Raw genomic sequence first — 14,587 nt, forward strand, 5'->3', positions numbered from 1 at the left:
ACCTCAGCCGATGCCGACACTTCACGAACCCAAGCTGATCGCTGGGAACGCTAACCTTCCGCTTGCCGAAACGATTGCCCGCCGCATGAGCCTGCATCGCGGCGTCGATCAGGGGCTGGTCGATGCGCGGGTGGAACGGTTCAACGACGGAGAGATTTTTGTCGAGGTCTTCGAAAACGTTCGCGGCGAGGACATGTTCATCATCCAGCCGACCTCGAACCCGGCGAATGACAACCTGATGGAGCTGCTGATCATCGCGGATGCGCTGCGCCGATCATCGGCCTCGCGGATCACGGCTGTGATCCCCTATTTCGGGTATGCCCGCCAGGACCGCCGCACAAAAGCGCGCACACCGATTTCGGCCAAGCTGGTTGCAAACATGCTGACGGGCGCCGGGATCGAACGCATCCTGACAATGGATCTGCACGCAGCTCAGATCCAAGGGTTTTTCGATATGCCAGTGGACAACCTCTATGCTTCACCGATCTTTGCGCTGGATGTTAAGAAGCAGTTCAGAAACCAGATGGATGACCTGATGGTTGTCTCTCCGGACGTGGGTGGCGTGGCCCGGGCACGAGAACTGGCCAAACGGATCAACGCACCCCTGTCGATTGTAGACAAACGCCGCGAAAAGGCGGGCGAAGTGGCCGAAATGACGGTGATCGGAAGCGTAAAGGACAAGATTTGCCTGATTGTGGACGACATGTGCGACACCGCCGGAACGCTTTGCAAGGCCGCTCAGGTCTTGATCGACAACGGCGCCAAGGAGGTGCATTCCTACATCACGCATGGTGTCATGAGCGGGCCGGCGGTTGAGCGTGTGACCAATTCTGTAATGAAATCTCTGGTTCTGACTGACACGATCCAGCCCACAAAAGAAGTTGCCAAGGCCAAGAACATCCGCATCGTTCCGACCGCCCCGATCTTTACGCAGGCGATCCTGAACATCTGGAACGGAACAAGCGTTTCGTCGCTGTTCGAAGACAGGACGCTGACACCTATTTACGAGTCTCTGTACCAAATGGACTAACGTAAAAGAGCTCAGTCACCCGTAATCTCGATCTCTCGGTGTGACCAACGCTGTTTGGTTGCCTCTGGGCAACCCGGTTGACTGTTTTCCGGCGATTGACTGCAATACCCTGGTATCTGTTCAGACAGTGCGCGACCAAGACAACGGTCAAAAAGGACGGTTTGTTGCTAGATTACTCGAAATTTCGGAACCGCCCCATTCCCAGTGTTCCAAACCCGCCAACGGCGCTGGAGTACAAGGATGTTCCCGTCGACCGAACTGACCCCCGCGCGCAGGAGCCATTGGTGGATCTGGCTGAATACGGTGTGTCCGGCATCAATTTTTATGCGCGGCGCGATGGCTTGAACACGCCGTACCGCCGCTGTCTTTCGTGTTCGGAACCACAGATTTGTGTCCGCAAATCCCTCGCGGACCGGCTTGCCGACATCAACGAAGAACTGATCAATCTGGGCGTTGAACTTTTTGCTTTGAACGGGTTTCGACCATTGGCGGTACAGCAGGACCTGTGGGCATTCTTCATGTCCGAGGCCCGAACAACCCTGTCCGATCCAACGGATGAGGCCTGTGTCGCATTTGCGGGCCAGTATTGTTCGGACCCGCGACGGTTTGAGGCCACCGATCCCCGCACATGGCCCACCCATATCACCGGCGGCGCCATCGACCTGACACTGCGCAATCTGGAAACCAAAGAGCATCTGTTCTTTGGCGGTGTGTTTGACGATCCCGCAGCCATCACCCACACGCGGTTTTTCGAAGACCGGCTCGACACCGTCGGCGGCAACTATGGGACGTTGACCCTGAGCGAACTGGAAGCGCTGCAAAATCGCCGCCTGCTATATTGGTCCATGTGCAGCGCCGGGTTCACCAACTACGCGTTCGAATGGTGGCACTACGATCTGGGAACGCAATTATGGGCGGCAAACCGATCAGCCGCCAGCGACGGGCCTCCAATGATGGCATGGTACGGACCCGCTGCGGACTAGGTGGTTTTCGCCTGGGAAGACATGCTGATCCACTCACGAAACGTCCCAATCATCCACATGGGCCACTTCACCGATCGCCGTCCACGCGACCCTTATTCGCGCGATCCGGGTGTCGGACCAGGTCCGAAAGACCGCGCTGAACCCTTTTGGCGTTATGTCTTCGGCCTGCACCTCGGCACGCAGGGCCGACGACGTATCCACATCCCACAGCGACACGCCGATCTGCACCAAAGGCGCCGAGCGGAACGGTTCGCTGAATCTGATCGCGGTGCGACGTTCCCGGGGGCCATCCCCGGTCCACATGTCTCCGCCTTCGGCAAACTCGGAGAACAGCACTTCTTCGCCCTGATCGATGCCGATGGGATGGGATAGAAATTTCTTCATACTGTCATCATCGTTCAACAATTGCCGTAAGGTACCCCGGGTCTCCGGCAAAAGCACGACAAAAAAAGCGGCCCAGCTTTCACGGGGCCGCTTGAAAAATATTAGTGTTCTGAGCCGGTTACAGGCTCATATGCGTTCCAAGGGCTTCCATGTCGGCCAGCAGCTTGGCGGCATCGTCGACGATGGTCTGATCATCACCGCTCCTTGCCTCTTCATGCGAGGCGCGCGCCTCGGCGATCAGGTCGTCCAGATGCGACCGGGTCACTTCGGCAACTGGAATGGCCTTTTCGGCCAGAACCGACAGGCTATCGCCGTTGATCTGGGCAAACCCGCCGGTGACCAAGTATTCGCTGGCTCCTTCGGGTGCCTCGACCTTCAGGATGCCCGGGCGCAGGGTTGTGATTGTGGGGGCATGATCGGGCATCGCCGTCATGTCCCCGTCCGCGCCGGGAATCTGGACCGCCGTCGCGCTGAGCGAAGCAAGGCTCCGCTCGGGGCTGACGAGGTCGAATTGCATCGTGTTTGCCATCAGGGATACTCCTTAGGCGGCTTCTGCTGCCATCTTCTCGGCTTTGGCGATCACTTCTTCGATGCCGCCAACCATCAGGAAGGCCGCTTCGGGCAGGTGATCGTATTCGCCAGCCACAACGGCCTTGAACGACGAGATGGTAACCTCCAGAGGAACCTGAACGCCGGGCGAGCCGGTGAAGACCTCTGCCACGTCGAACGGCTGCGACAGGAAGCGTTCGATCTTACGGGCACGGGCCACGGTCAGTTTGTCCTCTTCCGACAGTTCGTCCATGCCGAGGATGGCGATGATGTCCTGCAGCGACTTGTAGCGCTGGAGGATCTGCTGAACGTCGGTCGCAACCTTGTAGTGCTCTTCACCAACGATGGCCGGGTCGAGCAGGCGCGAGGTCGAGTCGAGCGGGTCAACCGCCGGGTAGATACCCTTTTCCGAGATCGCACGGTTAAGAACGGTGGTCGCATCAAGGTGCGCAAACGATGTTGCCGGCGCGGGGTCGGTAAGGTCGTCCGCAGGAACATAAATGGCCTGCACGGACGTGATCGAGCCCGACTTGGTCGAGGTGATGCGTTCCTGCAGGGCGCCCATGTCGGTCGCCAGTGTCGGCTGGTAGCCCACGGCTGACGGAATACGACCCAGCAAAGCCGAAACCTCGGAACCCGCCTGCGTGAAGCGGAAGATGTTGTCGACGAAGAACAGAACGTCGGTACCGGACTGGTCGCGGAACTGCTCGGCCAGGGTCAGACCGGTCAGAGCAACACGCGCACGCGCGCCCGGAGGTTCGTTCATCTGACCGTAAACCAGGGCAACCTGCGATTCCGACAGGTTGTCCGGCTTGATGACGTTGGATTCGATCATCTCGTGGTACAGGTCGTTGCCTTCACGGGTCCGTTCACCAACACCCGCGAACACGGAAAAGCCCGAGTGCACTTTTGCAATGTTGTTGATCAGTTCCATGATCAGAACGGTTTTACCAACACCGGCGCCGCCGAACAGGCCGATCTTACCGCCCTTGGCGTAGGGGGCCAGAAGGTCAACAACCTTGATGCCGGTTACCAGAACTTCCGACTCGGTCGACTGTTCTGCAAAAGTCGGTGCAGGCTGGTGGATTGCGCGGGCTTCGCTAGCCTCAACCGGACCTTTTTCGTCGATCGGCTCGCCGACCACGTTCAGGATGCGGCCCAGGGTGGCGTTACCAACGGGAACCGAGATCGGAGCGCCGGTGTCGGTCACAGCTTCGCCGCGAACCAGACCTTCGGTCGCATCCATCGCAATGGTACGGACGGTGTTTTCACCCAGGTGCTGAGCAACTTCCAACACCAGGCGCTTGCCGTTGTTGGTGGTTTCCAGCGCGTTCAGAATTTCAGGCAGCGCATCATCGAACTGCACGTCAACGACGGCCCCGATGATCTGTGTGACCTTGCCTTTTGCATTCGCCATGTTTCGTCTCCGGTTTGTCTCTACAGCGCTTCGGCGCCGGAAATAATTTCAATCAGCTCGTTGGTGATCACGGCTTGACGCGAGCGGTTGAACTGGATCGTCAGCTTGTCGATCATCTCACCCGCGTTGCGTGTCGCGTTGTCCATCGCAGACATCCGTGCACCCTGTTCGGACGCTCCGTTTTCGAGCAGAGCCGAGAAGATCGCGGTTGCAACCCCCTTGGGCAGCAGGTCGGCCAAAATGGCCTCTTCGCTGGGCTCATAGTCGAAAATGGCACCGCTATCGTCACCAGCCGCGTCGTCCTCGAACGAGGCGGGAATGACCTGCTGCGCCGTCGGGATCTGGGTCACAACGTTGACGAACTTCGAGTAGAAGATAGTGGCAACATCGAACTCACCCCCGTCAAAGCGGGACAGGACGTCCTTGGCGATGTCTTGCGCGTTGGCGTAGCCAATGCGCTTGACCTCGCTCAGGTCGACATGTCCAACGAACAAATCGCCAAAATCACGCTTGAGCGCATCACGGCCTTTCTTGCCGACGGTCAGAACCTTGACCGTCTTGCCCTGGCCGCGCAGCTCGTCCGCCTTTTGGCGGGCCAACTTGGCGATGTTCGAGTTGAAGCCGCCACAAAGGCCGCGTTCAGCTGTCATCACAACCAGCAGATGGACATCATCACTGCCCGTACCCCGGAGCAGCTTGGGGGCGCTGTCGCTGCCCCCGACCGACGCCGCCAGCCCAGCCATAACGGCATTGAACCGCTCGGCATAGGGGCGCGAGGCTTCGGCAGATTCCTGGGCGCGGCGCAGTTTTGCTGCCGCGACCATCTGCATGGCCTTGGTGATCTTGCGGGTCGATTTGACCGACTCGATCCTGTTTTTAAGGTCCTTCAGACTAGGCATCGGAACCTCCTATCAAGCGAAGGTTGCGGCGTATTCGTCGATCGCTGCCTTGATCTTGTCGGACGCTTCACCTTTGACCTTGGGATCTTCGTCGGTGATCCACTTCAGCAGGTCAGCATGCTTACCACGCAGGTGCGCCAGCAGACCGGCCTCATAGCGGCCAACATCTGAGACGTCGATCTTGTCGAGGTAACCGTTGGTGCCTGCGAAGATGACGCAGACGATTTCCGCGTTGGTCAGCGGCGAGTACTGCGGCTGCTTCATCAGCTCGGTCAGACGCGCACCACGGTTCAGCAGCTGCTGGGTTGCGGCGTCGAGGTCCGAACCAAACTGCGCAAACGCAGCCATTTCGCGGTACTGTGCCAGTTCCAGTTTAACCGGACCAGCAACCGATTTCATCGCATCGGTTTGAGCCGAGGAGCCCACGCGCGAAACCGACAGACCGGTGTTCACAGCAGGACGGATGCCCTGGTAGAACAGTTCGGTTTCCAAGAAGATCTGACCGTCGGTGATCGAGATCACGTTGGTCGGAATAAACGCCGAAACGTCACCACCCTGAGTTTCGATAACCGGCAGAGCCGTCAGCGAGCCTGCACCGAAGTCTTCGTTCAGCTTCGCCGAACGCTCCAGCAGACGCGAGTGGAGGTAGAAAACGTCACCCGGATAGGCTTCACGTCCGGGCGGACGACGCAGCAGCAGCGACATCTGACGATAGGACACAGCCTGCTTCGACAGGTCATCATAGATGATCAGCGCGTGGCGGCCATTGTCACGGAAGTATTCAGCCATCGCGGTCGCGGCGTAGGGCGCCAGGAACTGCATCGGTGCCGGGTCGGACGCGGTCGCAGCCACAACGATCGAGTATTCAATCGCGCCGGACTCTTCCAGTTTCTTAACCAGCTGCGCAACGGTCGAACGCTTCTGACCAACCGCAACGTACACGCAGTACAGTTTCTTCGACTCGTCGTCGCCCGCTGCGTCGTTGTAAACTTTCTGGTTCAGGATGGTGTCCAGAGCGACAGCGGTTTTACCGGTCTGACGGTCACCAATGATCAGCTCACGCTGGCCGCGGCCGATCGGGATCATCGCGTCAACCGATTTCAGGCCGGTTGCCATCGGCTCGTGCACCGACTTACGCGGGATGATGCCGGGGGCTTTAACGTCTGCAACGCCACGCTTGGAAGCATTGATCGGACCTTTTCCGTCTAGCGGGTTGCCCAGACCGTCCACAACACGGCCCAGCAGCTCGTCACCGATCGGAACGTCCACGATCGAGTTGGTGCGCTTAACAGTGTCACCTTCTTTGATGTCACGGTCAGACCCGAAGATAACGACACCCACGTTGTCGCTTTCCAGGTTCAGGGCCATGCCCATAATGCCACCGGGGAATTCGACCATCTCACCGGCTTGCACGTTGTCCAGGCCGTATACACGGGCAATCCCGTCACCGACGCTCAGCACGCGGCCGATTTCGGCCACTTCGGCTTCCTGACCAAAATTCTTGATCTGGTCCTTTAGGATTGCAGAAATCTCTGCAGCTTGGATTCCCATTTATCCGACCTCTTTCATTGCATTCTGTAGGGAGTTCAGCTTCGAACGGATCGAACTATCGATCATTTTCGAGCCCACTTTAACGACAAGACCGCCGATGAGGCTTTCATCAACGGTCGCATTGATTGTCACGGTCTTGCCAACACGCTCGGACAGCGTTTTGGACAGTTTTTCCATCTGTGTTTTGGTCAGCGCCTTGGCCGAGGCGACATCTGCGGTCACTTCGCCACGCTCTTCGGCCAGCATGTCGCGCAGGACCTGTACCAGTTGCGGTACAACAAACAGCCGGCGTTTCTCAGCCATCAAACCCAGCGTGTTGCGCAGGATGGTGTGCAGCCCCATCTTGTCTGCAATTGCGGTGATTGCGGCTTCTTGTTCCGCGCGGGAAATCAGCGGTGAGGCGATCAGGTCGCGCAAGTCGGCACTTTCGTTCAAAGCCGCTGCCAAGTCAGTGATGCCGGTTTCCAGACCTGCGAGGTCTTTGTTCTCTTTGGCGATCTCGAAGATCGCGGTGGCATAGCGCTCGGCTATGCCCGTGGAAATCGAAGCTGGTTCGGACACGTCCACCCTTCCGATATTTTGGGCCCCGAATTCGCGTTGCGGCAGCTACCCCGGGGGCGTGAAGAAACCCCGTCCAGAAGGCCGGGGATCAAAATCACCGGGGGTCTAGCAGAGCCGAACCAACCTAGCAATACGTTATGCCGGTCAGTGACTTTTCCACAAAACGTTTACTTTCAATTAGTTAGGCAAAGTGCGACCCTTTTGACCGGTTCTTGCGTTTGAAAAATGTTACGAAGTTGCAGCTTTTTGCGATTCCTGTGGCCGATTTCCCGCAATTTTGCAGAAACCAAACTCAAAAACAGGCTGCAGAAATCGCTAAGCAGGCTTCAACAGGCCATCCAAGGCTTTGATCGGGCGCCGGGCCGTGTCCTTGGTGACACTCCCGCTGGGCGGACGAATATGCTTGGTCACCTCGACCATCAGGACACCGCCCGCCATAATGGTCGGCAGCCGCTGGCCGGTCTTTTCGATCAGCCCGGCCGACTTGAGCCAAAATCGGCGGAACGAGGGCGGCAGATACAGCGCCGAGCAGTGGTTTTCCGGAACAAAGTGATGTTCCTTGAGTTGTTTTTCCAGTTGCGACGCCGAGTAGGGATGCCCAAACCCAAAAGGCGTCACGTCAGACCGCGACCAGAGCCCGGCCCGGTTCGGAACGATAAACAGGGCCCGCCCGCCAGGTCCCAGAACACGCCAGCACTCGTCGAGCAATTGGCTGGGCCGCTCCGAGGTCTCCAACCCGTGCATGACGATCAGCTTGTCCACATGCCCGGTTTCGACTGGCCAACGTGTTTCTTCGGTCAGCACTGACACGTTGGGCATTCCCGCAGGCCAGGGCATCACCCCCTGTGGACCGGGCATTAACCCGATCACACGACGCGCATCCGCCAGATAGGGGCGCAGCAACGGCACCGCAAAGCCGAAACCCGCAACGGTCTGCCCCTTGGCCTCGGGCCACAGATCCGTCAGCCGACCGCGGATCGCAGCCTGCGCCGCACGCCCCAAAGTGCTGCGGTAATAGAAGTTCCTCAGATCCTGCACATCGAGATGCATTGCGGACACCCGGTCAATCGGCTTAGCTGGGCGCAGTCTAGCAATGAAAGGGCAAAAGGCCATGCCTCTTGAGATCATCACCGTCCCGTGCCTCAGCGACAATTACGCCTATCTCGCGCATGATGCCTCTAGCGGCCAGACGGCCCTGATCGACGCCCCCGAAGCCGACCCGATTCTGAGCGAGCTGGAAATCCGTGGGTGGGACTTAAGTCACATTTTGCTGACCCACCATCATTGGGATCACGTGGACGGTCTGGCCAATGTCCTCGAGCGACACCCAGCCAAGGTTATCGGGGCCGCAGCCGATGCGCATCGCCTGCCCAAACTGGATCTGCAGGTGACCGACGGTGACATTTTTGAGATCGGCGGTGAGCCGGTGCACGTGCTGGATGTATACGGACATACCGTCGGGCATGTCGCATATTATATGCCAGAGAGCGCTGCGGTTTTCACCGCCGACAGTCTGATGGCACTGGGATGCGGCCGATTGTTCGAAGGCACACCGTCGCAAATGTGGGCCTCACTGAGTAAACTGGCTGCACTGCCCGACAATACCCTTGTTTATTCCGGTCACGAATACACACAGTCAAACGCAAAATTTGCGATTACAGTTGATCCAGAGAACAATGCCTTGCGGCAACGCGTCATCGATATAGATCACGCGCGCGCTGCCGGGGAACCAACTGTGCCGTCCGAACTTGCGCTGGAAAAAGCGACAAACCCGTTTCTTCGCGCGGCTGATCCTTTGATTCTGGCTCATTTGGGAATGGAAGGCACTGACGCGACGACCGTTTTTGCCGAAATCCGGGCTAGAAAAGATCGGTTTTAGTGCCTATTTGCCTCTCTTCACGGCCACGGTCACAACAAATGTGACTGTCAAGTGAAAGAAAACCCTTGAAGCCGGGCCACGATCAACCAAACTCTAATAGTATGAGGACATGGTTGGGATGGGGATCCGGCCTGAAGCCCGCCCCTTCCGACCCAAGACTAGAGGAGCACCCGCGTGCCTTCATTCTCGAGCACATTGGAACAAGCCATACACGCGGCGCTTGCAGCCGCCAATGAACGGCGCCATGAATTTGCAACGCTGGAGCATCTGCTGCTGGCGCTGCTGGAAGAACCCGACGCGATCCGGGTCATGAAAGCGTGCAGCGTCGATCTGGACGAATTGCGCAGCACCCTGATCGAATTCATTGACGAGGATTTATCCAATCTGGTCACGGATATCGATGGATCCGAGGCTGTACCGACCGCTGCCTTCCAGCGCGTCATTCAGCGCGCCGCGATCCACGTGCAAAGCTCGGGCCGCACCGAAGTGACCGGGGCAAATGTGTTGGTGGCAATTTTCGCCGAACGCGAGAGCAACGCGGCCTATTTCCTGCAGGAACAGGACATGACCCGCTACGACGCGGTCAACTTCATTGCACATGGTGTAGCGAAGGACCCGGCCTACGGCGAAAGCCGGTCCGTGTCTGGCGCGGATCAGGTCGAGGAAGACGTTCCGTCCGGTTCCGGTGAAACCGAGCAAAAGGAAAGCGCGCTGGGTAAGTATTGCGTCGACCTTAACGCGAAGTCGCGCGCGGGGGATGTGGACCCGCTGATTGGCCGCGCGGATGAGGTTGAACGCTGCATTCAGGTGCTCTGCCGCCGTCGCAAAAACAACCCGCTTCTGGTGGGTGATCCGGGGGTCGGCAAGACAGCCATTGCCGAGGGTCTGGCTCATAAGATCGTCGCAGGCGAAGCACCGGACGTTCTGGCTGAAACAACGATTTACTCGCTCGACATGGGTGCTTTGCTGGCCGGGACTCGCTATCGCGGTGATTTCGAGGAACGCCTGAAGGCTGTCGTCACCGAGTTGGAAGATCATCCCGACGCAGTGCTGTTCATCGACGAAATTCACACGGTCATCGGCGCTGGCGCGACCTCGGGCGGTGCCATGGATGCCTCGAACCTGCTCAAGCCCGCGCTGCAGGGCGGCAAGCTCCGCACAATGGGCTCGACCACGTACAAGGAGTTCCGTCAGCATTTCGAAAAAGACCGCGCCCTGTCCCGCCGGTTCCAGAAAATTGACGTGAACGAGCCTTCGGTTGAAGACAGCGTGAAGATTCTGCGCGGCCTCAAGCCGTATTTCGAAAAGCATCACGACATCAAATACACCGCGGATGCCATCAAGACGGCCGTGGAACTGTCGGCGCGCTACATCAATGACCGCAAACTGCCCGACAAGGCGATCGACGTGATCGACGAAGCTGGTGCGGCCCAGCATCTGCTGGCTGAAAGCAAGCGCCGTAAGACCATCGGCGTTAAGGAAATCGAAGCGGTCGTTGCCAAGATCGCACGCATCCCGCCGAAGAATGTCACCAAGGATGATGCCGAGGTCCTGAAGGACCTGGAAGTGTCGCTGAAACGGGTGGTGTTCGGTCAGAACGAAGCCATCGAAGCGCTGTCGAGCGCCATCAAACTGGCCCGTGCCGGTTTGCGGGAGCCTGAAAAGCCCATCGGCAACTATCTGTTCGCCGGTCCGACCGGTGTGGGTAAAACCGAGGTGGCGAAACAGCTGGCAGATACCTTGGGAGTGGAGTTGCTGCGCTTCGACATGTCCGAGTACATGGAGAAGCACGCGGTCAGCCGCCTGATTGGTGCACCTCCGGGCTATGTCGGGTTCGATCAGGGTGGTCTGCTGACTGATGGCGTCGACCAGCATCCGCACTGCGTGCTGTTGCTGGATGAGATCGAAAAGGCCCATCCGGACGTGTTCAACATCCTGTTGCAGGTGATGGACCATGGTGAGCTGACCGATCACAACGGACGTACCGTGAACTTCCGCAACGTGGTGTTGATCATGACCTCGAACGCGGGTGCGCAGGAACAGGCCAAGGCCGCCATCGGCTTTGGGCGTGACCGCCGCGAGGGTGAGGACACCGCCGCGATTGAGCGTATGTTTACGCCGGAATTCCGCAACCGTCTGGATGCAGTCATCTCTTTCGCGCCGCTGCCGAAAGAGGTCATCCTGCAGGTGGTCGAGAAATTCGTGCTGCAGCTTGAGGCGCAATTGCTGGATCGTGGCGTGACCATTGACCTGACGCCCAAAGCGGCGGAATGGCTTGCTGACAAAGGTTATGACGACAAGATGGGCGCCCGTCCACTTGGTCGTGTGATCCAGGAGCATATCAAGAAGCCGCTGGCCGAAGAACTGCTGTTCGGCAAACTGGCCAAAGGCGGGGTGGTTCGTGTCTCGGTTAAGAAGGGTGAGTTGAACCTGGAAATCCTGGGGCCTGACCAGCCTCGCATTCCGGGCGACAAGCCTCCGCTACTGACAGCCGACTGATCCAACTGCTATTTCGAAATGTGAGACGCCCGGCGATTTAACATCGCCGGGTTTTTCGATTGGAATGGACCCAAAGATGTGGTCTGCAAAACCGCACAAAAAACCTGCGACGGAAATGCCCCACCTTGCCGTTCTATGCTTATGCCCACCGATCAGGGAGACCGGGAGTGAACAAAAAAATTGCCGTCATCTGGGGCACTGCTTTCGCCCTGTCAGCTGTTGCCGTCATTGCCACGGCACAGCATCGATTCCGATACCACGACGAAACACAATCCGAACAATTGCGATTGGTTCCGGCCACCGTTGATCCGGGCACCAGCCATGCGCAGATAAAGGAAACTGGTTCGAAACTGCGATTGTCGGCCAACGGTATTCCGGATCATCTGGTTGGACAGTTTCCCAACCGTGGCAATCCTCATCGGATATCCACACAGACCGTAAAATTGAGTATTCCAAAGGCCCCTGAGCAAAGCGGAACCATAACGCCATTGCGCATGGGTTGGAATTTCGGGGTTTCGTTGAATGGTATCGTCTTTGATCCGCTGGCCGCAGAGTTCTGGAAAGGCGATCCGCGAACCGGCTGGTCTTACAACCCGTTGGGCGGGGCAATAGCTCTGGGTCTCGACGCAAACTACGCGCATGTTCAGCCAAACGGTAAATACCACTATCACGGCGTACCGACCGGGCTGGTCGAGCTGCTGGATTGGTCGCCTGACAAACACTCGCCCCTGATCGGGTACGCAGCCGATGGGTTTCCGATTTATGCTATGACGGGAGTGATTGGCGGACAGGTGAGCAATATGACTTCATCTTACCGCCTAAAATCCGGAAACCGGCCGGGTGGTGAAATGCCAGACGGTCGCCATGATGGTACGTTCAACGAGGATTATGTTTTTGTTCAAGGCTTCGGCAATTTGGACAAGTGCAACGGCACATTCACAGTCTCGGCGGAATTTCCGGCCGGCACTTACGCCTATTTTCTGACTGAGGATTACCCGGTTGTCCCCAGATGCTTTAAAGGCGCCCCCGATCAAAGCTTTCGGTTCGGCCGAAGATAGGCGCGACATCTGATTGACCGCTAGCTTGACGGTTATCGTTCCGTGAGTTTCAGCTCGATCCGACGGTTCTGTGCCCGTGCTTCGGGCGTGTCTGCCGGGTTGACGGGCTGGAACTCACCAAACCCGTTGGCTGCAAGGCGGTTCGGGGGGATACCCAGCGCATCCACCATGTAGCGAACGACCGACAAGGCGCGGCCCTGGCTGAGTTCCCAATTGTCGCGATACCGGCCGGACCCCGCCAGGGGCACGTTGTCGGTGTGGCCATCCACCCGGATCACCCAATTCAGACCCTCGGGAATTTCAGCGGCCACGCTGCGCAAGATGCTGGCCACTTTGGCGACCTCTTGCCGCCCTTCTGCAGACAATACGGCCGAGCCTGTATCAAACAACACTTCGGACGAGAACACGAACCGGTCGCCTTCGATCCGGACCCCTTCCTGATTGCCCAGGACATCGCGCAGCCGCCCAAAGAATTCCGAGCGGTAGCGTTCCAGATCTTCGGCCTGCGCCGTCAGTTCCAGATTTTCCCCGGCCAAGGCTTCGGCCTCGGCCTCCAGACGAATACGCTCGGCCTCTTCCAGCAGGCGCCGCCGCCGTTCTTCCGAAGCCGCGCGCGCCAGAGCGGCATTCAGGTCCTGACCCAAGGTCTGGATCTGAACCTCAGCCGCTGCGTTCCGGTCCTTGAAGTCGTCCAGCAAAGCCTGCAATGAGCCCAACTGCCCGCGCAAAGCGGCGATCTGCTGGTTGAGCAGGGCCGTTTCACGCTGCGCTTTGGCGGATATCGCCTTTTCCACAGAAATCGCCTCGCGCGCCACGGCCAACAAAGCCTCGCGCTCATCTGCCAGCGATTTTTGGGTTTCGGCGTCGGCCTGGGCCTGGGATTGCGCCGCCAAAGCGGCTTTCAGCCGCGCTTGCAATTCTTCGTTGTTCAACTCGCCAAACTGCCGCTCAAGCTCCGCCTTGGCCGCCTGCGCAGCGGCCAGCAGGGTCAGGGTTTCTTCGGCCTCCTTGCGCTGCGCCTCCAACGCCAAGGTCATCGCCGTCAGTTCGGCATCTGCGTCCTGCAGCCGGTTGCGCAGGTTTTCCGCAGCAGCGGCCTCGGCCAACCGGGCGGCTTCTTCGTCCGTCAGCTGCTGTTCCAGTTCGGCAATCTGCGCAGCACGCTGTTCGCCGCTTTGCTCCAGATCCGCGACCAGAGCCTCCAGCGCTTCGCGACGGGCCGCCGCAAGACGCGCAGCTTCGGCCTGCGCATCGATTTCATCGCGGCTTTGCGTCAGCGCAAGGTTTAGGGCCTCCTGCTCGCTCAGCAGCTGTTCTTTCTGGGTTTCGAGCGCTTCAATATCCCCCAGGGCCCGTTCCTGATCAGCGAGCAAGGCGGCCACTTGCGCTTCGAAATCCGTGATCCGGATCTGGGCCTGATCCAGTGCCGCAGCCTGCCGATCCCGCTCGACTGTCAGCGAAGCAATCAGCGCCTGCGCCTGAGACAGATCGTCTTCGGCCTGTGACAGCGTTGTGTTGAGCGCCCCTAGCCGCGCCTGGAGCCGGCTGTTTTTCCGTTCTTCAAGCCCGAGGGCCCCGGCAAGTGCTGCGACTTCGTCGGACAGCGCCGTAAGCTCGTCCTCCTGCCCAGAAATGGTTTCGCGCAGAACAAACTGCACCACCATAAAGATGGTCAGCACGAAGGTCAGAACCATCAAAAGCCCTGTCATCGCGTCCACGAATCCGGGCCAAACCGAGCCCTGGAACCGTTGACCTGTGCGCCGCGACAGGGCCATGG

The 14,587-nt window shown here is 58.6% G+C and carries 13 protein-coding genes; 5 read left to right on the plus strand and 8 right to left on the minus strand.

Going from position 1 to position 14,587, the window contains the following annotated elements:
• The first annotated feature begins 10 nt into the window (after window positions 1–10).
• Window positions 11–1,030: a ribose-phosphate pyrophosphokinase gene (locus ACR3E0_RS15925; protein ID WP_480479792.1), complete on the plus strand. Its 1,020-nt coding sequence runs from the start codon at window positions 11–13 to the stop codon at window positions 1,028–1,030.
• Between the two features lie 164 nt (window positions 1,031–1,194).
• On the plus strand, window positions 1,195–2,013 hold the full coding sequence (locus tag ACR3E0_RS15930; RefSeq protein WP_480479793.1) for a M15 family metallopeptidase: 819 nt from the start codon (window positions 1,195–1,197) through the stop codon (window positions 2,011–2,013).
• 33 nt (window positions 2,014–2,046) lie between these two features.
• Here the strand turns inward: ACR3E0_RS15930 and ACR3E0_RS15935 are convergent, their stop codons facing one another.
• From ACR3E0_RS15935 to ACR3E0_RS15965, 7 genes are all read right to left on the minus strand, one after another.
• Window positions 2,047–2,397, minus strand: coding sequence for an H-type lectin domain-containing protein (locus ACR3E0_RS15935; RefSeq protein WP_480479794.1), 351 nt, complete (start codon window positions 2,395–2,397; stop codon window positions 2,047–2,049).
• A 118-nt stretch (window positions 2,398–2,515) separates the two neighbouring features.
• Window positions 2,516–2,926, minus strand: coding sequence for a F0F1 ATP synthase subunit epsilon (locus ACR3E0_RS15940; RefSeq protein WP_480479795.1), 411 nt, complete (start codon window positions 2,924–2,926; stop codon window positions 2,516–2,518).
• Between the two features lie 12 nt (window positions 2,927–2,938).
• Window positions 2,939–4,363, minus strand: coding sequence for a F0F1 ATP synthase subunit beta (gene atpD / locus ACR3E0_RS15945; protein WP_480479796.1), 1,425 nt, complete (start codon window positions 4,361–4,363; stop codon window positions 2,939–2,941).
• 20 nt (window positions 4,364–4,383) lie between these two features.
• Window positions 4,384–5,262, minus strand: a complete 879-nt coding sequence (locus tag ACR3E0_RS15950; protein ID WP_480479797.1) for a F0F1 ATP synthase subunit gamma — start codon at window positions 5,260–5,262, stop codon at window positions 4,384–4,386.
• Between the two features lie 12 nt (window positions 5,263–5,274).
• Window positions 5,275–6,813: a F0F1 ATP synthase subunit alpha gene (atpA, locus tag ACR3E0_RS15955; RefSeq protein WP_480479798.1), complete on the minus strand. Its 1,539-nt coding sequence runs from the start codon at window positions 6,811–6,813 to the stop codon at window positions 5,275–5,277.
• Window positions 6,814–7,374 (minus strand): F0F1 ATP synthase subunit delta, encoded by a 561-nt coding sequence (locus ACR3E0_RS15960; RefSeq protein ID WP_480479799.1) that lies wholly within the window; start codon window positions 7,372–7,374, stop codon window positions 6,814–6,816.
• Window positions 7,375–7,689: 315 nt separating this feature from the next.
• Complete coding sequence (locus ACR3E0_RS15965; RefSeq protein WP_480479800.1) at window positions 7,690–8,424, minus strand: class I SAM-dependent methyltransferase; 735 nt, start codon at window positions 8,422–8,424, stop codon at window positions 7,690–7,692.
• A gap of 61 nt (window positions 8,425–8,485) precedes the next feature.
• Between ACR3E0_RS15965 and gloB the strand changes: the two genes are divergently transcribed.
• The 3 genes from gloB to ACR3E0_RS15980 all read left to right on the plus strand — a co-directional run bounded on the left by gloB (window position 8,486) and on the right by ACR3E0_RS15980 (window position 12,810).
• Window positions 8,486–9,253, plus strand: a complete 768-nt coding sequence (gene gloB / locus ACR3E0_RS15970; protein ID WP_480479801.1) for a hydroxyacylglutathione hydrolase — start codon at window positions 8,486–8,488, stop codon at window positions 9,251–9,253.
• Between the two features lie 174 nt (window positions 9,254–9,427).
• Window positions 9,428–11,752, plus strand: coding sequence for an ATP-dependent Clp protease ATP-binding subunit ClpA (clpA, locus tag ACR3E0_RS15975; RefSeq protein WP_480479802.1), 2,325 nt, complete (start codon window positions 9,428–9,430; stop codon window positions 11,750–11,752).
• A gap of 167 nt (window positions 11,753–11,919) precedes the next feature.
• Window positions 11,920–12,810 carry a YHYH protein gene (locus ACR3E0_RS15980; protein WP_480479804.1) on the plus strand — a complete coding sequence of 297 codons (891 nt, stop codon included), beginning with the start codon at window positions 11,920–11,922 and terminating at the stop codon, window positions 12,808–12,810.
• Window positions 12,811–12,842: 32 nt separating this feature from the next.
• Here ACR3E0_RS15980 and ACR3E0_RS15985 read toward each other — a convergent pair whose 3' ends face one another.
• Window positions 12,843–14,585 carry a peptidoglycan -binding protein gene (locus tag ACR3E0_RS15985; protein WP_480479806.1) on the minus strand — a complete coding sequence of 581 codons (1,743 nt, stop codon included), beginning with the start codon at window positions 14,583–14,585 and terminating at the stop codon, window positions 12,843–12,845.
• Window positions 14,586–14,587: the final 2 nt, after the last annotated feature.

This window comes from Ruegeria sp. AJ12 (assembly GCF_056536245.1).

Coding starts and splice junctions, on each gene's coding strand:
- ACR3E0_RS15925 (WP_480479792.1), top strand. CDS start 11: ATGCCGACACTTCACGAACCCAAGCTGATCGCTGGGAACGCTAACCTT.
- ACR3E0_RS15935 (WP_480479794.1), bottom strand. CDS start 2,397: ATGAAGAAATTTCTATCCCATCCCATCGGCATCGATCAGGGCGAAGAA.
- ACR3E0_RS15940 (WP_480479795.1), bottom strand. CDS start 2,926: ATGGCAAACACGATGCAATTCGACCTCGTCAGCCCCGAGCGGAGCCTT.
- atpD (WP_480479796.1), bottom strand. CDS start 4,363: ATGGCGAATGCAAAAGGCAAGGTCACACAGATCATCGGGGCCGTCGTT.
- ACR3E0_RS15950 (WP_480479797.1), bottom strand. CDS start 5,262: ATGCCTAGTCTGAAGGACCTTAAAAACAGGATCGAGTCGGTCAAATCG.
- atpA (WP_480479798.1), bottom strand. CDS start 6,813: ATGGGAATCCAAGCTGCAGAGATTTCTGCAATCCTAAAGGACCAGATC.
- ACR3E0_RS15965 (WP_480479800.1), bottom strand. CDS start 8,424: ATGCATCTCGATGTGCAGGATCTGAGGAACTTCTATTACCGCAGCACT.
- gloB (WP_480479801.1), top strand. CDS start 8,486: ATGCCTCTTGAGATCATCACCGTCCCGTGCCTCAGCGACAATTACGCC.
- ACR3E0_RS15985 (WP_480479806.1), bottom strand. CDS start 14,585: ATGGCCCTGTCGCGGCGCACAGGTCAACGGTTCCAGGGCTCGGTTTGG.